We start from the raw sequence: 16,768 nt of genomic DNA, 5'->3' as shown, positions 1-16,768 counted from the left end.
TGACCACAAACGTTGATATGACAGCGTTTGTGGTCATTCTTTGTTTTTGGAGAATACGTTTAGAAACGATAGAAAATGAAATCATTTTACACAAATTTTACACATTCAACGTACTCGCCATGTCCTCATAGAGCTGTACTGTCCGGTTGGCATCTTCCGTACGAAGTTCCTTAATAACATGAGCATAATGTTTAAGTGTGGTATCAATTGTTTTATGACCTAATCGCTCTGAAACATAATAAATGGAAACCTTGCGATAAAGGAGGATACTTGCATGAGTATGTCGCAATCCATGTAATGTAATATTGTTAATGCCCAAGTCGCGCAGCATCTTTTTCAGTAATTTATTTGTTGCTTCGTTGGTAAGAACTTTTCGTCTCGATAAGGGGCTATAAAACACAAGGTCTTGTTCATTGTATGAAGGTTGTGTTTCAAATAAGTTCTTGAATGTTAGCATCGTTTGTTTGTCCATCTGAATCTCCCTTTCAGAAGTGACGGTTTTCAATCCTTTGAAACCCCTGTCGCTTTTGTAATCCCATGCCTCTGTCACTTTGATTACATTTCTCTTGAAATCAAAGTCATCGCGAGTTAAACCGACCATTTCTCCAAATCGCATTCCTGAAGTCAGTCCAAGGAGTATCAAATAATATCCTATGCTTCTATGGAGACGTTTATAAACTTCTGCCATCAGGAGCTGGCTCTCCTGATAGCTCAAATGCTTCTCTGCCGGCCTGACTGATTCATCGTTACCGGTAATTACTGCGTTACGGGTAAAATCTGTCCGTATTAAATCTTCATCAATCGCATCTTTTACACAAGCCCTTACATGCGTATTTAACTTTGCGGTAGTATCCCTTGCATGGGTGAGACCATATTCATTCAGGAAGGCTTGATATGAGCGTTTATTTATATGTTGTATGGGTTGATCCCTAAAATACGCTAGAAGTGTCTGATGGGTGTTTAAATAGCGTTTGAGGGTGATATGGTCAACTTCCTTCTTGTATAATTCCAACCACTCACGAAAATACTCACTGAAAGGGACCAATGTGATTTTTGGAATGATTCCCCGTTGCAAATCGGCTTCCACTTGGTTCGCCACGACTTGTGCTTCTTTTTTAGTTTTATAACCTCCTTTTCTAATGGGCTTTGAAACCCCGTTCTCCATTCTGCTGACAGTGAACTGCCAAGTCTTTCCTCGCTTTTGAAATGACGCCATAGCTAACTCTCCTTGCTCTTGTTATGTATTTAAAAGAATCGCCTCTCTACTTCTCAACCACATCTCTAATCTCGTATCAGCAAATTCAGGCTCAACATTGAATAGCCTAGAGATCAGACCGATTGCTTCGCATTTATGCTTAGGCATTACCAATTCATTCAACATGAATGTTGGTATACAAAAATGGTAAGCAAATTTCTTAGCCTGCCATTCCTGGTAGATTCGAAAAGATTCAACCATGGATTGCTGATGCCCTTCATGTATAAGGATGTGCCCTAGTTCATGACCAAAATCCTGCCAAATCTTTTGAGGGCTTTGATTTTCATTTAAAAAAATCCGATACTTTCCCCCTAAATTGTTTGCCTCGCTCGCCTCGTCAAAGTAATAAGTGCTTATATCAAATTTCTCGGAAATCAAAGCAATCAATTCATCGCAATTGAATGAATCAGGATCAGTTATGGCTAGTGAATGATAAATCGATAAAACCATTTCTTCTAAGAGACTAAAATTTGTAATCCTCAAATTTACACATCTCCTTGCTATAAAAGCGAATGTATGTTCGTTTTTAATTTATAATGATACCCTATCTAAAAATAAAAGATAGGGTAATTTAATCATATTTTTAAAATGCGTTTCATTTGTCCTCATTTTTAATAATTTCCCACATTTTCCTCAATTTCATTAAGTCTTCCTCATCAGATTTGGGTAATTCTAAATACCATCTTTTGAGATCTGGGTCTTTAATCGCGTTTTCAAAATCCTTATCATCACCAGTTTGATAGGAATTGTCTAAATGTCCGTATAGGTAATCAATAGAAACGTTATAAAGTGTAGCAATTTCTTTTATCATATGTTGATCCGGACTTCTTGTACCGTATTCCCAATTAGCATAGGTAGATAATGTTTTAATACCTAACTTTCTCGCCACATCAGTTTTTGTCCAATTTCTTTCTTTCCTCAGAGCTATTAATTTCTCGTGAAGGTTATCAGCCACAATACATGCACCTTCTCATGATTATTTTCTCTATTCTATCATACCATGTGTGGTTTGAGTAACCCCTCAGCACTTAAGGAAGGAATCTATAATTTACCTCTTGTTATTCAAAACGAATAACATTTTATTTGACTTACCCGTTATGAGTAGGTATAGTAATCAATAAAGTTACACAAAACGAGTAGAAAGTTGGTGTATTTTAATTGTATTTCTATTTTTGGAACTCGATACTACACAAATAGTGAAGGGTATATTTTTTTAGCTTTAAGTTACTCGAAACGGGTAACTTTGAAGAATTAAGATTCTAATATCCAAGGAGGGAAGGCATGTGGAACAACAGTTATCAGTTAATCTTACAATCCCCATCCCGAACGATACGGTTTTAATCCGAAAGGTGGAACTTGAGGAACTGAGAAGCCGCGAGTTGATGGGTGTCTACTGGAGCATGAAGGATCTTGAAAAAAGGACAGGCAAAAAAAGTGAATGGCTTAAAGAGAATATCCTTTTCAAACCACTGTTTAGAAAAGAACTCGATAGTCAGAATGGTGGATTTGTGTATTATCCAAAAGGCAAAGGACAGACTTGGTCATTTCAAGCATCAAAGATGGCAGTTTTTCTGGACAGAAATTTTCATCTCGTTTTTCGATAGCATTTACGATCCTGTACTGATAAATAACTTTTGAAAGGATGAAGAGAGATGGCATACTTTGTAGTCCAAGTGCGTTCTGGCAAAGAGATTGAAGTGAAGGAAATGTTGAAAGCGGCTTTGCATAGGACAGGGGATTCGATGGTCAAAGCAATATATGCAATGGAGACATTCACTGAAATCGTTCGAAACGAAATTGACATGTGTGATCTATCCGCTTTAAAGACCGAAGACATTTCGGATCATTTATATGTGAAACGGATTCAGGCCGATTTAAGTAACCTCCGCGCAGCTTGTGACAGTCTCAAAGTATATGAAGATGCCAACTCGCTTAAATTACTCAACAGTTATAAGGAAAACATCCGAGAACTATCAACTGAGTTGCGGGAAGCTCGTAAAGGTACAAGGAAAATCAGTAGCGTTTTAAGTGGGTACATTTTAGTTGAATTGAATGTTAACTTTCATTATTTCCCGGATAATATTTGGCATCTAGTGAAATCGATTCCGAATGTAGCTGGGATTCCAAGCAAGTATAATATTCCGCAAGAAGAAGTGGATGCTTTCTTTACTCAGGTTGATGTTACCCCGGAAGTGGAAATGCAGCTAGACGAACTACTATCCAATGAGGAAATCAAAGACATGAAAAATGAATTGCTCCACGAAGCGAACAAGGCTATGGGAACTGTTGAAGAGGGGCAGTTGCTTGAAAGCATTGATTCACTTGAAACTACGCTGAATGAATCTGTTACTAAGGTGAAAGCGACAGTCGATCCATCCAATCCGATTAAAAGCCTGGTAGAGCGTTGTAAAGCGTTGGTCCGTCGAAAACGTCAATCAGTTATCTTGCCGAGCACCTTGTTTCTTGGCCTTTACAATGAAATTGAAATACAGAACCTCTTTCCAGCCACAAATTCCGATGATTTCCTACATCGGTTAAAGGATTGGATCGACCGGCATAGTAGCGAGGTGAAAATGGAATGAACGTCTATATTGGGAAAGTATCGAAAGTGCTGTATCGAAATGAAGAATTCTTAATCGCTAAATTGAAGACAGGCGAAGAGGAAATCATTGTTAAGGGAAATATCTACGGGGTGTATAAAGGTGAGGAAATTCAAGTGCAAGGTACTTGGGAGATGCATCCGAAATTCGGTAAACAACTTGCGGTCGCCTTTTGGGAAAGACCAATTCCGCAAACGAAAGACCAGGTTATCGCATTTCTTTCCTCTCCACTTGTAAAGGGGTGCGGAGCCAAACAAGCGGCACTCATTACTGAACAGTTAGGAGAAGAGGCATTACCCATCATTTCTCAACAAGGCGAACAAAGTTTACAAGGCATCAAAGGCATAGGAAAGAAACGAGCCAATCAGATTGTTGAAAGTGTCAGGTCCACATTTGAAGTCCAAAGAATTCTTTCGGAGTTGCTTGTCTATGGGATAACGGCAAACATGGCTATGCGCTTGTATAAGGAATATGAATCCAATACGATTGCCATCGTTACCGAAAATCCATACAAGCTCACAGAGTTGAATCTGATAGGTTTTCTAAAGGCTGATGAAATTGCTCGTAAGATGGGGATTTCCCCTTTGTCCGGATTTCGAATTGATGCTTGTGTGAATTACATCTTAAAGGAAACGTGTTTTAGTTCCGGTCATTGTTTCGTTTCGGAAGATGAGCTTTTGTCAGAAGCGGAACGAGCCTTAAATCATAATGCTTTAGATGATGATAAGGTTACAATGGACGAATTGACTCAAAGCATCTATCGCTTAGAAGAAAAACAGATCGTAATTGAAGATGGTTGCGTTTATCCAAAATTTTTATTCACATATGAAGACAGATTAGCCCGGAAACTTTCAGAAATGAAGGGTTCTCGGGGTGGCGAAGCATTGCCTTCTCTCGAAAAGCAGATAATGAAGTATCAGAGGAAACATGGAATCATCTTGGCTGAAAAGCAACGAGAAGCAGTCAGGCGCCTATTCGAGGAACAGATTTTGATACTCACCGGTGGACCCGGAACTGGGAAAACAACAGTTATTCGTTCCATGTTGGATATCTATAAAGAAATGTATCCCGGAAAAAATGTCCGCTTGACAGCCCCAACCGGTAAAGCAAGTCGTCAACTGTCAGAAGTGGCAGGATATGAGGCTTCGACAATTCATCGATTAATTGGATTCCAGCAAGGAGAGATTCCCCAATATAATTGGGTAGACAAGTTGCCTTGCGATTTCTTGATCGTAGATGAGATGTCGATGGTTGATGTTCAGTTGGCCAGTTTGTTATTGGATGCCCTTGAGCGCGATACGAAGATACTCTTTGTTGGTGACATTGATCAACTGCCTTCCGTCAGCCCAGGAAATGTTCTCAGCGATATGATTAAGGCAGGTCTTCCTACAGTCAGCCTGACAGAAGTATTTAGACAAGCCGAAGAAAGTCAGATTATCAGCAACGCCCATAGAGTCAATAAAGGGAAATCACTTCTTATCAATGATGATAAAGGTGATTTTTATTTTATCCATCAAGAAGATCCGAAGCGGATAGCTAATCTGATTGTCAGAAGCGCACTTCGTTTTCAGGAGTTGGGGCATCCCTTGTCCGATATCTTGATTTTAAGCCCGATGAAAAAAGGCCCCGTCGGCACAATCACATTGAATGAGCAGCTACGGGAAGCTTTAAATCCTGCTGATCACACGAAAAGTGAGTGGAGAATCGGCAAGAGGCTTTTTCGGCTTGGCGATAAAGTGATTCAGATTAAGAACAATAAGACAAAAGGCGTTTTCAATGGAGATATCGGAGTCATCGTCCAAATTTCAAAAGAGGTAAATCAAGATAACGAAACCGTGGAATTGATGACTTGCGATTTTTCTGGATTGACAGTGACTTATGAAAAGGCAGATACAAAAGAATTGGAACTTGGCTATGCCATCACTATCCACAAGTCGCAGGGGGGTGAAGCACCGATTGTCATCATCCCGGCTACGACCAGCCATTATGTCATGCTTGCTCGCAATCTGATGTATACAGGAATGACAAGGGCGAAGGAGAAGATTGTTCTAATCGGTACACAGAAGGCCATGAATATGGCTATCAACAATAACAAATTGGCTGATAGGAATAGCAGGTTGGCGCAACGGATAAGGACATCTATCAATTACAATAATCGATTCGTAAATGAAGCTGAAATAGGTAGGCGGTGAATGTATGAATTTAAAGGAGCATCTAGAGACAGCAGAGAAGAAGGCTAGATTGCGCGATAGTAAGTCAGTCGTTGATTTAGTGAGTGTAGCTAATGAAGAGCGTAAAGCGAATGAGCAGGGGTACGGCCTCTACAAACTGGAACAGAAGAACAAGGCAACTTTTGTACAGGGAATCAAAGATAACCTAGATGTGCTAGTCAGGAATGAACACCTGACGAATGCAGAGCTAGGTTTTTTATTTTCACTGTCTCCATTAGTTGAGTTTCATTCGAATGCAGTCACGGATCAAGAGACCGGACAATTCATGACTGTTTCGGATTTAGCAATCTATTTGAACAGGAGCAGGGAGAGCTGTAGCCGAGTATTAAGCAAGTTGATTGAAAAAGGAGTGATCTATGAATTTGTAGATGCTCAAGAGGTCAAAGAGTTTAACCGCAATGTTTCACGAAGACCTCTATTTATGAATCCTGAAATTATCTATGCAGGTGATCGAAACAAGGTGGATGCCACTTTATCCAAACTGATTATCAACTTTGATCGGTTGGAGAGGAAGAAAGTATTGCTGCCATGGAAATTATGGATTCACCAAAACGAGGAACACGGGAAACTGTATAAAAGGAAAACCTTTTTGGAGTTCAAAAAAAAGCAAAAAGCCGGTAAATGACCTATTTGGGGTGTGACATATTTATCACACCCCTTGACTTTTTGAATTAAAGGGGAATTTCTCGAAAGTGGGTGTGACAATTAAATCACACCCCTGTGACTTTTCTGTCACACCCTAAAACGACAACAAACGTTGTCATAAAGCGATTCTTGGCCGTTTTGCCAATGGCGTCCTATCTCACTCTTATATATAGGGCTACACCTTTGGAAATTCACTCATCAAATGCAGGTTAATATCATCGAAGTAAAGGGGGTTGGAAAAAGGAAATATGACGTTCACCATAACGGGTTCGGTTGTTGGGTAGAACCCATGAATTAGCACATTAATTGAATACAAATAGAAGCGACCGTTTAAAAATTTGCGGTGTTGTATTTGGAGACTTATGGTAAAATAAATTTAAATGTTGTGAAGATTTTCACTCAAAGTAACGGTGCAGGTTAGATGAAGAAGTAAAGAGAGATTTCATGTTTTTAAAAAGCGTAAAAAAATGGGGGGTATAATGTCCGAGGAAGAAAGAGAAAGGTTAAAAGCTAAAGAACAACGAAAAAACCCTGGTGGTACTTTGAACGATGCGTGGGCTCAAGCCCACACAGGAGCACCCAGCAACAGTGGGTGTTTAGGCATTTTAATTATTGTGGTAATCATTCTGCTGGTAGAAGCGTGCTCAAAATAATCTTATTGTAGTAACGGGTGCTTTACTTCAAGAAGGGGTAAAGCCTTTTTTCTTATTGAACTAACGGAGCAGGATAGCTTAACAGTGTTATGTAACTTGTGTTCAACTATTGGGCCAGATTGTTTAACTCTAGGGGGAGTTGAAGGTGTTTACAAATAAGAAATTTTTATTCGGATTTTTGGCTTTTACGATACTTGTAATATGGTACTTCTTCTTTTTTTTAAGTTCCAATTCCGAAAAGAACCAAGGCATTACTATGGCTCTTTTTAAAGTTGAAACTAAACAAGATTATACAAAACCAGGGGAATATACTGAAATGTGGATTATTGGGTACAACGCCGCTGAAGACGAAGGTAATAGGGAACGATATAAAATATTTATTGAGGAAGCAATGGTATACAACCTTATTAAAGAAGGTAAAGAGTATATGATAAGCGCTAGATCTTTTAGAAAAGATAAAGATTATGGTTATGCTTATGAATTAAATCAAATTAGCAACCAGGTGGAATATCAGATTAGAGGAAAAGGAAGGATTAAATAAATTTATTTGTTAAGCAATCGGACGCGATTGATGCTTCAATTATCTTCTTCAACTAACGAAGCAGCATTCCTGTTTGAAGGATTTGCGCCATCTTGAAAGAAAAAGAGCCCTCTTGTATGATGCTGAGTGTCAACGTGGAATTGACCCATCATCTAACAGGAGGACTACTTTATGTATTCTAAGTGGAATGAAAAGCTAAATCAAGTAACTGAAAACACATTAATTGTCGGCATGGATATCGCTAAGAGTACTCATTACGCATGCTTTGTAGATGAACGCGGACGTGTACTTGAGAAAGCTTTTGCCGTACATCAATCCAGAGAAGGATTTGAAGCATTATATCAAAATGTGCTTCGTGCTATGAAAGCACATGAGAAAACTGATGTTATCGTTGGGATTGAGCCTACCGGCCACTATTGGATGAACCTTGCTTATTTCTTTGATTCCTATGGAATCCCGCTTGTAATGGTCAACCCATTACACGTCAAGCGGTCAAAGGAACTGGATGATAACTTACAGACGAAGAACGATAAGAAAGATGCAGTCGTCATTGCTCGGCTCATGAAGGACGGGCGTTTCAGCTATCCCCGCATCCTAAAGGATATTGAGGCAGAGTTGCGAATTGGCTCTACACTTCGTTCAAAGCTGACAGAGGACTTGTCGAGTCTCAAGAACCGGATCATTCGCTGGCTTGATCGGTACTTCCCGGAGTTTACACAGGTCTATCCGACCTTCGGGAAGATGGCGTTCGCTACACTCGAGAAAACACCGTTGCCACAGGACATCATAGGGAAGACGGCTGAAGAGTTAGTCTTTCTCTACCGGCAGGTAGAGGGGATGAGAGCGCCGCAATTACCAAAGGCAAGACTTCTGGTTGATGTAGCCAACCAATCTATCGGGTTGACGGAAGGATCACAGATGGCACGATTCGAAATCGCCACGCTCATCCGTCAGTACCGATTGTTAGAGGGAGAAATAGAAGAGGTAAATAGCCAATTAGCCGAGTTGGCTAAGTCTACAGGAGAGTATATATACCTCTCCACTGTACCCGGCTTAGGGGATGCTACAATCGTTGATCTACTCTCTGAAGTCGGTAGCTTTTCACATTATGAGGATCCACGCCAACTCATCAAACTAGCGGGATTAACATTACGTGAAAATTCATCCGGCCAACATCAGGGGCGGAAACAGATCTCTAAACGAGGCCGGAAGAGGTTAAGGAGCGTACTATTTAAAGTCATCGTTCCACTAATCAGGCACAACGAAGCGTTTAAACGGCTTCATGAATACTACACGACGCGCCAACAAAATCCCCTACGGGGAAAACAATCGATGGTCGTGCTATGCGGTAAATTACTGAAAGTGTTACATGGAATTTGTAAAAAGAAAGTTCATTTCGATGAACGGCATATGATGAATGATCTCCATTGTCTCGCAGTGGCAGCGTAATACATTTCAAATCAATTAATCTATAACAATAAGGATGACACGGAGAAGCCGGCACAGTACTAACACTAAGACCAAGAGTCCCTGAAGCAGCTTAGCAGGCCTCTGCCTTATGAATAGACCGAACGAAGGAATGTCAGCGCTCAGACGCCAAGAGACATGGGAGGGTACGTCGTCATAAGCATCGCAGAGATCCATTGTGCATCAAATAATGGATAAGAAAAGCTAATGTTTTCCATTAGTTTTAGCGAAGCGTACTCTCATCTTGGTAATAAAAACAATAATTTCAAATCTATGTTTATTAATCAGCATAAAAATAATTTTCCTCACATCACGAAGTGATGTAAACCGTTGATACTTCAATGTTTATAGAGGGAGGTTAGTTGAATAAGAAGAATTTTTTACGATTGAAAAGTAACTTTGTCAACTTTGAGAAGACAGTACAAAAGGAATGAGGGATAAATGTGAAAATAGCTGAAGTGGATCAACAAAAATTAGGTCGTGTCTTGATTCAAGCCTCAATTACTGCACTTTATCGGAATGAGGAAACTTTGCGGGATTCAATGTTAAGTTTTGAGCCTGAATCAGAGAATGATCTGGAATGGAGCTTTGTGAAAGATCTATTCATTCTAACGACAGACGAAATAGCCGATAAATGGTTTGGGGGAAAAGACAATATTGGCTTTTATTTAAAAGTATAATTCCTTAGTGTCTTTAAAATAATCAGTAGGATTAAAAGGAACAATAATTGAGTGGGTACTAACAGTGGGGCGTCTGTTCTTATTCAACTAACGGGTGCTTTACTTCAAGAACGAGTAAAGCCTTTTTCTTATTGAACTAACACGGCAGGTTAGTTGAAGAAGAAGGTTTTATTGAGATTCTGTTGAATAAGTTAATATATGTAAAATGTTGTGCGAAAGGGGTGCTTTTCTAATATACTGGTTTGGCACTTTTATTGAACTAACGAAGCAGGTTGATGGAATAAGATACGTTAAAATAAATACGTAATATTTCGATTTCTAGAAAAGGGGTGTTCTAGGTGAAGAAATACCAAAGACGTACTGTTTATATTTCAATTGTAGCACTTGCTTTCTTCTTAGTATTATCTTTAACTACACAACATTGGGGATTCTTTTTATGGAGTTTATTACCTGTTTTTATGGTTTTGATGAGTACGTTTTTCACCAAGATTGACACGAAAAATAATGTAAAATAAAGAAACTCCCTTCAACTAACGGGTGCTTTAGTTGAAGAATCGGCTGCCTTTACATGGCAGCTTTTTCTTATTGAGAAATGGAATATTTCAGCATTAGGCTGCCTAATCAGAAAATACAAAAAACAATCTAAAACATGGGCTGGAAAAATGATGGTGTAGCGATGTGTTGTTCGCACTCCCTCAATTTTTCAGCCCATGTTTGCCTTTGTTTGATCAAAAGATAGGTGAGAATGGAGATTGAAAGGACATGGAGGCTGATGAATTAATAAGTGAGGTGTTGTCTGGTGGAGTGGTCCACTCACGCTATATCAGGAATGGTAGCAGGATATACGGTGACAGGGGGTGATTGGAAAGGGGCTGCGGTTGGAGCTGTTGCAGGAGTCATTCCAGATCTTGATGAACCGAAATCAAAGTTCGGGAAGCTGTTTTTCTTTGTATCCCTTCCAATCCATTCATTGTTTGGTCATCGTACCTTTACTCATTCGCTTCTATTTGCTCTCGTTGTCGGCATACTGGTTTATCCATTTGTCGAGTTGTGGGTGACATATGCATGTATTGGTGGAATCCTTGCTCACATTATAGGAGACATGCTGACGGGAAAAGTGAAGCTGTTCTATCCCTCCAGTAAATCTGTGGGCATTTCAATACCGTCTTTGAGTTTTACATTAATTGATAGAATCACAAGGCTATCACTCATTATTTATGTATGCTGGGTCATTGCAGCAAAGTTAAATATGAAATTATAGGAGGTCATTGTGTTGGAGAACGTTGCAGTCGATTTGGGATATGGATTTGTTAAGGCAATATCATCATCAGGGAAGCGTATCATTTTCCCTTCACTGGTCGGGAAAGGGTACGACAGGGGAATTACGAATATCCTTGGGGATACACCGAATGACATGGCAAACATGCATGTAACCATCGAGAATGAAGATTATTTTGTAGGTGAGCTTGCCAATGAATCACGTTCGTTATCTCGTATCTTTGAACGTGAACGGTTCAATCATATTTACACTCATATCCTTTTGAATACAGCCATACAGCTTGTCACGGGTGGCAGAGGAGGCTCAGTCAATCTTTCAACCGGTCTACCGCTAGACTTCTATAAGGCACAAGCCAAAGACTTTCAATCCTCCATCACTGGCATCCAGTCGTTTATTGAATGGAAGTCGGGTCCGTTAGTTGAGGGGGCGAAACAAGTGAACGTAGAACGCGCACTAGTATTTCCGCAAGGGGCTTCAGCCATCTTTTCAGCCCTGATCAATCATGAAGGGAAGTTCACTTATCCCCAATTCATGAATCAAGGGTCTCTGATCGGATTAATTGATATCGGTTTTAGAACGACAGATTTTGTTGTGGTTGAGATTCAGGAGAATGGATCTTTTGTTCCAAAGGCGAAGTTATCCGGTACTGTCGATGACGGTGTAAATAATTTGTATAGGGATATTCGACAATCCTTCAAGACGCAAACAGGTGGTGCGGATTTGAGTGAGCTTTATATCAATCGGATTTTAAAGGATGAACAATTGAAGTATAAAGGAAATAGTATTGATTTTAGTCAAATTATTCAATCCAGTAAGAAGTCCATAGCCACTAACATTGTAGATCGCTTGAAAAACGTATGGGCTGAAGAATCGGATCTGTTCGATGCAATTTTCTTGGCCGGTGGGGGTGGCGAACTGTTCGAGTCTTTTATCCAGCCCCATTTTGATAACCGTTTGTTGAAGATAACGGAAAGCCAATTTGCCAACACAATCGGATATTTGAGATTAGGCAAGTCCGTATTTGAGCAGCTGGATCGCCGTCATAAGTCAGTGATGTGATATGAATGCAAATTGGGAAAAGCGATATAGCTTCCGTCTTCAAGAAGAGGATGAAGAAATCTACAACCTATTGGCACGCGTACCAGACAACAAGCGAAGCGAGACCATCAGGCAGATGCTGCGTTTCGCGGTACGGACACTATCGGCAAATCAAAAATCGAATGAGGAAAACAGGCAATTGTTAAAAGAAGTGCAGCTATTGCGAGAAGACTTGATGAAACAACATTTGGAGCTATTGACGAAAATTGAGAGCAGTCTGTCAGCCGGGAATGTCCAGGCGGTTGATACAAATGAAGACTCGACAATAACGGAACAAGCGATAGACGATAGCGCTAGTGCGATGCTGTCGTCTTTTGGCATTGAATTCTAACCATTTATGGAGGTGCGAAAACATTGAAGACTAAGGAAGAGCTACGTATGCGTAAGAAGAAAAAGTTCTTGAAAGTTTGTAAAACGTTGAGGGTGTGTGACACCTGTCTATTTAAAGAATTGGTGATGATGGGGGACCGATCGAATGACAGGGAGATGGTCGAAGCTCTTTGTGGTGGGTGTCCCAATTATATAGAAATGCGGAAAGTAGGTGACGAGCTTTGGAATACAGATACGTATCTTGAAGCTATCCTTGAGAAAAAACAGGACATAACCACCCAGGAAATATTAATGCTGCTTGACGAGGGAATTCCAAAGAAGAGAATTCGAGAAGCGCTGGGAATCCGTTCGGCGATGGAATTCAGAACTTTTATCTCGGGACTTGTTGAAAATGAAAGGAGACTATACCAATGAAGCTACTGGAAACAACTATCGATTCATATGTAGAAGCTGAATATCAAATAAAACGTCTTTTAACAGATACGCGGGACCTTATGGAAAATATAAATGTGTTCAATTTGAATGCTGATGCTGTCCAAAAATATCACATATTGTACAAAGCGATGGAGGGACTTGAGGAAGCTTATTCTTCTATCGTCGATTTGAATAAGAAGGTTTTGATAGAAGGGCACTTGCTGAAGAATGAACGGGGACGCTATGAACTATGTGGCAGAGAATTTACGAGTGGTTCCTTGATTGATGTTTGGCGTGAAGACCCGGATATGAAAGATGGGGGCTACTACATTTCCTCCCGGATTGAGCATCGTGGAGGTGACTATTACTGCGTAGATATGCCTTATATAAAATTGGATGGATTGAAAGCTCGCTACAGGGCTGCATACTGAGGATTTCATTGTGAAAGGAGCGAGGAATATGCAGATGGGTTTGGAACAAACCTATAAGGCGGTCATACTGAAAGAAATGTTGGAACAGGAACTAAAGGAACTTGAATCCGTTCAAAAAAACAAGGGTCGTGAAAAAATGATAAGCAGGGCAACCATGCGGAAGATCGTGAAACGATCGTTCATTTGGTTGCCTGTTTTTATGATTTTTGTGAATTATGTCCGTAATGGAATTGACCCTTTTATTTTCATTTATGCACCTGTGTTTCTGTTTTACACTTCTGTCTATACGAGTGTAATACTCTTGTTCATATTGATTTACAATTCAGCCGTCAAGTACCTCCTTAGGGAGAAGAAGGTAAACCCAAAAGAGTCGGCTTTTTATGAGCAAAATAAAAAAGCCATCAAGGTGAACATCGAAACGGTTGAGCTAGCCTTGAAAAATCAATCTTCATTGATGCCGAAATATCATATCAAAGAGGTTTTGGAGCAATTGATTGCTTATAAGAGGGAGGGGAGAGTAAAAACCGATCAGGATGCTATCAAACTGTTTGCAAAGGAACATCCTTCCCATGCTCAGCCCGTTTCTTCAAAAACAGGAAGAGGCTTTACGAAAATGAGTTTGCTCATTCGAAACTTCATAGGAACGGTTGCAGCTGTATCTCTTTTCACCAGCGGTATTAACCACCGAAAATATCGCAAAGGATGGTGATGCACGAATCTGTGAAAGGGGGTGAGTGAATGTTTAAGCTAATTATCGGGACTATCCTTATGATTTTCCTAATAGTTGTGATCGGAAGCCTATTGTTAGAGCAATTTCCAACTTTAATTCCTTTGTGGGAAGAGCTGAAAATGCACGTTATCAATCTTTATGAGTCCTCGTTAGTTAAATACGGGACGGTGACTACACTTGTATTGATTGTCGCGATTTTCATCGTCGTTGGAAGCTCGAAGAAGTTTTAATGAATGGAGAACGAGTAAAATGGAGGGAGGTAATCGATATTGAGGAAGAGATTAAATAAGTCGGGTACTTCAAAGGACGGTCTTTTAAAAACGGCAATTGAGATTTTCAAAAGAGCGAATGAAAATGAAAAACGAAAGAAAGAAATTAGAATACGGGAAAAGAAAAGCAGACCGAAAGGATACCGGGCTAAGAAGCTTGGGGCATTCACTTTCTGGTTGCTTTTTTCATTTATGCTGCTAATTGTATTCGTCAATGTATTCTCTTCTAATGGTCTCTCGAATGCAGTGACTGAAGGAGATGAAGCCGAATTGAACAAAGCAACTTCCGCCGAGGGAATTGAGTTCGCAAAAAGTTTCCTTGTAACCTATTTCAATTGGAATGTAGATAACGAGAAAAGGAGTGATCGAATCGGCAGGCTAGGTCGTTATCTACCAGACACATTGAGCGAGGAGGCGGTAACAGGCGGTAGCAAATGGAACTCAACACTTACCCGTGAAAGCATTGTGCTGAAGGATATAGATAATCTTGGAGATTCCAAAGCGCTTATCACATTTCAAGTGAAGGTGTTGTTTCAATCATCTGCAGACAACAACCAAACGGAAGACAAAGCGAAAAGTGCACCCGAAAAGGTGAAAGCTGATAAGTATATTGCCGTCCCAGTTTTCTATGACGAGGAAGAAAACCGTTTTATCGTTTATGACTTGCCAAGTTTCACCTTCGTGGAGCAGGAGAAGATTGATAGAACGATTGCTCTTGAAACGGACGGTTTAAAGTCAGTCACAGATGGCAGCACTCAAAACATCAAGGCATTCCTAGACACGTTCTTTGAAGCTTTTTCAACAGACTCCAAGGACAAGCTAACGTATCTCGTAGAAGATCCGAAACACCAAAATGGGCTTAACCAGACAATGAATTTTGTAAGATTAAAGAACACGGAAATATTCGAAGGGAAAAAAGCGGAAGAAAAAGTGGTCAGAACAGAAGTGATCCTTGCTGAACCGGATACGGGAATTGAATTCACTTCCTCTTATCTCTTAGTGTTGGCCGAGAAGGAAGGGCGTTACACCGTTCTGTACATCAATAATAAATCATACATCGATGAGTTGAAAAATAAGAAGCATGAAGAGGAAATCGAAGTGACTGAAGGTCGAGAGCTTCATAAGGAAGACGATCCGGAAGAAGAATAACTAGAAGAATAGGTGAGGATGACGCAGACAATAGTCTGTGTTTTTTTATTGCGGAGGGAGGTGAAATGAATGAGTTTGGAAGGATTGTTTACATGGATTTCAGAGGAAATCAAGTGGGCATTGTTCATCGTTCTGTTTATTGCCCTGATTGTAACAGCTTTTAAGAGAGCGTGGATTGCAATGATCGGTGTTGTTATCGGTCTTGCCTTCATTGGAATTTTCATCGTGAATCCAGATGTCCTGATTGGTATTTCCGAGTTTATTGCGGAGAAATTGAGTTTAGGAAAATGAAACTCGCATTTATTAATCGGCAAGGGGGATTATCCTTCTTGCTTTTATAGATAGTGTACAGCATGGAGGTGAAAGCTCATTAAAAGGATTCCACTTTATGTGCTGAATAATTTCATTCGTTTTGAAAGGCAGCTTTATCAAATCTTCGGTTTGGAATTGGGAAGACCACTACGGTTGAAAGCAGTCATGTATTTCATCTTGATTGCGCTAGTGGAAGCAGCCATTTACTTCACGCCTGGAATCGGTCGCTTAATCAATTGGATACCCGTGGGGATTTTGATTCTAATTCCGATTGGACTAGCTTGGTTACTTGCTGACGTCGGGACGGAAGGGAGGTCACCAATCCACTTTTTCCGCTCATTCATTACCTATCAAATAAGGAAGTTGAAGAACAATACATTTTACAGAGGACGAGAAGTGGAGAAAGAAAGGGATTATCAATTCCATAACTACTATACCTATGCTGAATCCAACTGGAATGACGAATTGTTTGTTTTACCAAGAGAAGTTGATGAAGAGCATGCAAAAGCTATGAATTATCTGGCCCGTGTTTTAAACGAAGATCCTAAGAAACCTACCACTGGTGCAAACGATGAAATGGAGGGCGATAAAATTGCATGAGGAAAATACCTCAATGACGTAAAACGGGAAGAAGCTGTTATTTACGTGCAGCTTCCTTCTTCTTATTAAAAAACAAAGGAAGTG

Annotated in this window: 21 protein-coding genes; 18 read left to right on the top strand and 3 right to left on the bottom strand. The window is 40.1% G+C overall.

The features are described from left to right. Positions 1-97: 97 nt before the first annotated feature. From M3152_RS11175 to M3152_RS11165, 3 genes are all read right to left on the bottom strand, one after another. Positions 98-1,216 (bottom strand): tyrosine-type recombinase/integrase, encoded by a 1,119-nt coding sequence (locus M3152_RS11175; protein WP_251695195.1) that lies wholly within the window; start codon positions 1,214-1,216, stop codon positions 98-100. A 21-nt stretch (positions 1,217-1,237) separates the two neighbouring features. Next, positions 1,238-1,738 carry an ImmA/IrrE family metallo-endopeptidase gene (locus M3152_RS11170; protein WP_251695194.1) on the bottom strand — a complete coding sequence of 167 codons (501 nt, stop codon included), beginning with the start codon at positions 1,736-1,738 and terminating at the stop codon, positions 1,238-1,240. Between the two features lie 112 nt (positions 1,739-1,850). After that, positions 1,851-2,210, bottom strand: a complete 360-nt coding sequence (locus tag M3152_RS11165) for a helix-turn-helix transcriptional regulator (RefSeq protein ID WP_251695193.1) — start codon at positions 2,208-2,210, stop codon at positions 1,851-1,853. Positions 2,211-2,538: 328 nt separating this feature from the next. Between M3152_RS11165 and M3152_RS11160 the strand changes: the two genes are divergently transcribed. From M3152_RS11160 to M3152_RS11075, 18 genes are all read left to right on the top strand, one after another. After that, entirely contained in the window at positions 2,539-2,859 is a 321-nt protein-coding gene (locus tag M3152_RS11160; protein ID WP_251695192.1) for a DUF771 domain-containing protein, read from the top strand. Between the two features lie 48 nt (positions 2,860-2,907). After that, positions 2,908-3,837, top strand: a complete 930-nt coding sequence (locus M3152_RS11155) for a transcription termination/antitermination NusG family protein (protein ID WP_251695191.1) — start codon at positions 2,908-2,910, stop codon at positions 3,835-3,837. Then, positions 3,834-6,047 carry an SF1B family DNA helicase RecD2 gene (recD2, locus tag M3152_RS11150; RefSeq protein WP_251695190.1) on the top strand — a complete coding sequence of 738 codons (2,214 nt, stop codon included), beginning with the start codon at positions 3,834-3,836 and terminating at the stop codon, positions 6,045-6,047. Before M3152_RS11155 ends, recD2 begins: the two co-directional genes overlap by 4 nt. A gap of 4 nt (positions 6,048-6,051) precedes the next feature. Further along, entirely contained in the window at positions 6,052-6,711 is a 660-nt protein-coding gene (locus M3152_RS11145) for a helix-turn-helix domain-containing protein (RefSeq protein WP_251695189.1), read from the top strand. Positions 6,712-7,210: 499 nt separating this feature from the next. After that, positions 7,211-7,384, top strand: coding sequence for a DUF6366 family protein (locus M3152_RS11140; protein ID WP_251695188.1), 174 nt, complete (start codon positions 7,211-7,213; stop codon positions 7,382-7,384). 145 nt (positions 7,385-7,529) lie between these two features. Further along, complete coding sequence (locus tag M3152_RS11135; RefSeq protein ID WP_251695187.1) at positions 7,530-7,925, top strand: hypothetical protein; 396 nt, start codon at positions 7,530-7,532, stop codon at positions 7,923-7,925. 171 nt (positions 7,926-8,096) lie between these two features. Continuing rightward, positions 8,097-9,374 carry an IS110 family transposase gene (locus tag M3152_RS11130; RefSeq protein WP_251695186.1) on the top strand — a complete coding sequence of 426 codons (1,278 nt, stop codon included), beginning with the start codon at positions 8,097-8,099 and terminating at the stop codon, positions 9,372-9,374. 461 nt (positions 9,375-9,835) lie between these two features. After that, positions 9,836-10,072 (top strand): hypothetical protein, encoded by a 237-nt coding sequence (locus M3152_RS11125; RefSeq protein WP_251695185.1) that lies wholly within the window; start codon positions 9,836-9,838, stop codon positions 10,070-10,072. A 799-nt stretch (positions 10,073-10,871) separates the two neighbouring features. Further along, positions 10,872-11,333 carry a metal-dependent hydrolase gene (locus M3152_RS11120; RefSeq protein WP_251695184.1) on the top strand — a complete coding sequence of 154 codons (462 nt, stop codon included), beginning with the start codon at positions 10,872-10,874 and terminating at the stop codon, positions 11,331-11,333. A gap of 12 nt (positions 11,334-11,345) precedes the next feature. After that, positions 11,346-12,410: a ParM/StbA family protein gene (locus M3152_RS11115; protein ID WP_251695183.1), complete on the top strand. Its 1,065-nt coding sequence runs from the start codon at positions 11,346-11,348 to the stop codon at positions 12,408-12,410. 1 nt (position 12,411) lies between these two features. Next, entirely contained in the window at positions 12,412-12,780 is a 369-nt protein-coding gene (locus M3152_RS11110; RefSeq protein ID WP_251695182.1) for a hypothetical protein, read from the top strand. Between the two features lie 23 nt (positions 12,781-12,803). Next, on the top strand, positions 12,804-13,193 hold the full coding sequence (locus tag M3152_RS11105) for a hypothetical protein (RefSeq protein ID WP_251695181.1): 390 nt from the start codon (positions 12,804-12,806) through the stop codon (positions 13,191-13,193). After that, positions 13,190-13,624 carry a DUF5348 domain-containing protein gene (locus M3152_RS11100; protein ID WP_251695180.1) on the top strand — a complete coding sequence of 145 codons (435 nt, stop codon included), beginning with the start codon at positions 13,190-13,192 and terminating at the stop codon, positions 13,622-13,624. The genes M3152_RS11105 and M3152_RS11100 overlap by 4 nt, the downstream gene beginning before the upstream one ends. A gap of 28 nt (positions 13,625-13,652) precedes the next feature. Then, positions 13,653-14,333 carry a hypothetical protein gene (locus M3152_RS11095; RefSeq protein ID WP_251695179.1) on the top strand — a complete coding sequence of 227 codons (681 nt, stop codon included), beginning with the start codon at positions 13,653-13,655 and terminating at the stop codon, positions 14,331-14,333. 29 nt (positions 14,334-14,362) lie between these two features. Then, the gene (locus tag M3152_RS11090) at positions 14,363-14,584 is read left to right on the top strand and encodes a hypothetical protein (RefSeq protein WP_251695178.1); all 222 of its coding nucleotides are present in this window, start codon (positions 14,363-14,365) and stop codon (positions 14,582-14,584) included. A 39-nt stretch (positions 14,585-14,623) separates the two neighbouring features. Further along, on the top strand, positions 14,624-15,772 hold the full coding sequence (locus M3152_RS11085; RefSeq protein ID WP_251695177.1) for a conjugal transfer protein: 1,149 nt from the start codon (positions 14,624-14,626) through the stop codon (positions 15,770-15,772). A 69-nt stretch (positions 15,773-15,841) separates the two neighbouring features. Beyond that, positions 15,842-16,063 (top strand): hypothetical protein, encoded by a 222-nt coding sequence (locus tag M3152_RS11080; RefSeq protein WP_251695176.1) that lies wholly within the window; start codon positions 15,842-15,844, stop codon positions 16,061-16,063. A 99-nt stretch (positions 16,064-16,162) separates the two neighbouring features. After that, a complete protein-coding gene (locus tag M3152_RS11075; protein ID WP_251695175.1) occupies positions 16,163-16,684 on the top strand; it encodes a TcpE family conjugal transfer membrane protein in 522 nt (173 codons plus the stop codon). Positions 16,685-16,768 lie beyond the last annotated feature (84 nt).

It is taken from the genome of Sporosarcina luteola, from assembly GCF_023715245.1.
In the GTDB taxonomy this organism is placed as follows: domain Bacteria; phylum Bacillota; class Bacilli; order Bacillales_A; family Planococcaceae; genus Sporosarcina; species Sporosarcina luteola_C.
Note: the sequence above shows the minus strand (reverse complement) of the source record. Positions and strands in the feature narration are given on the sequence as shown.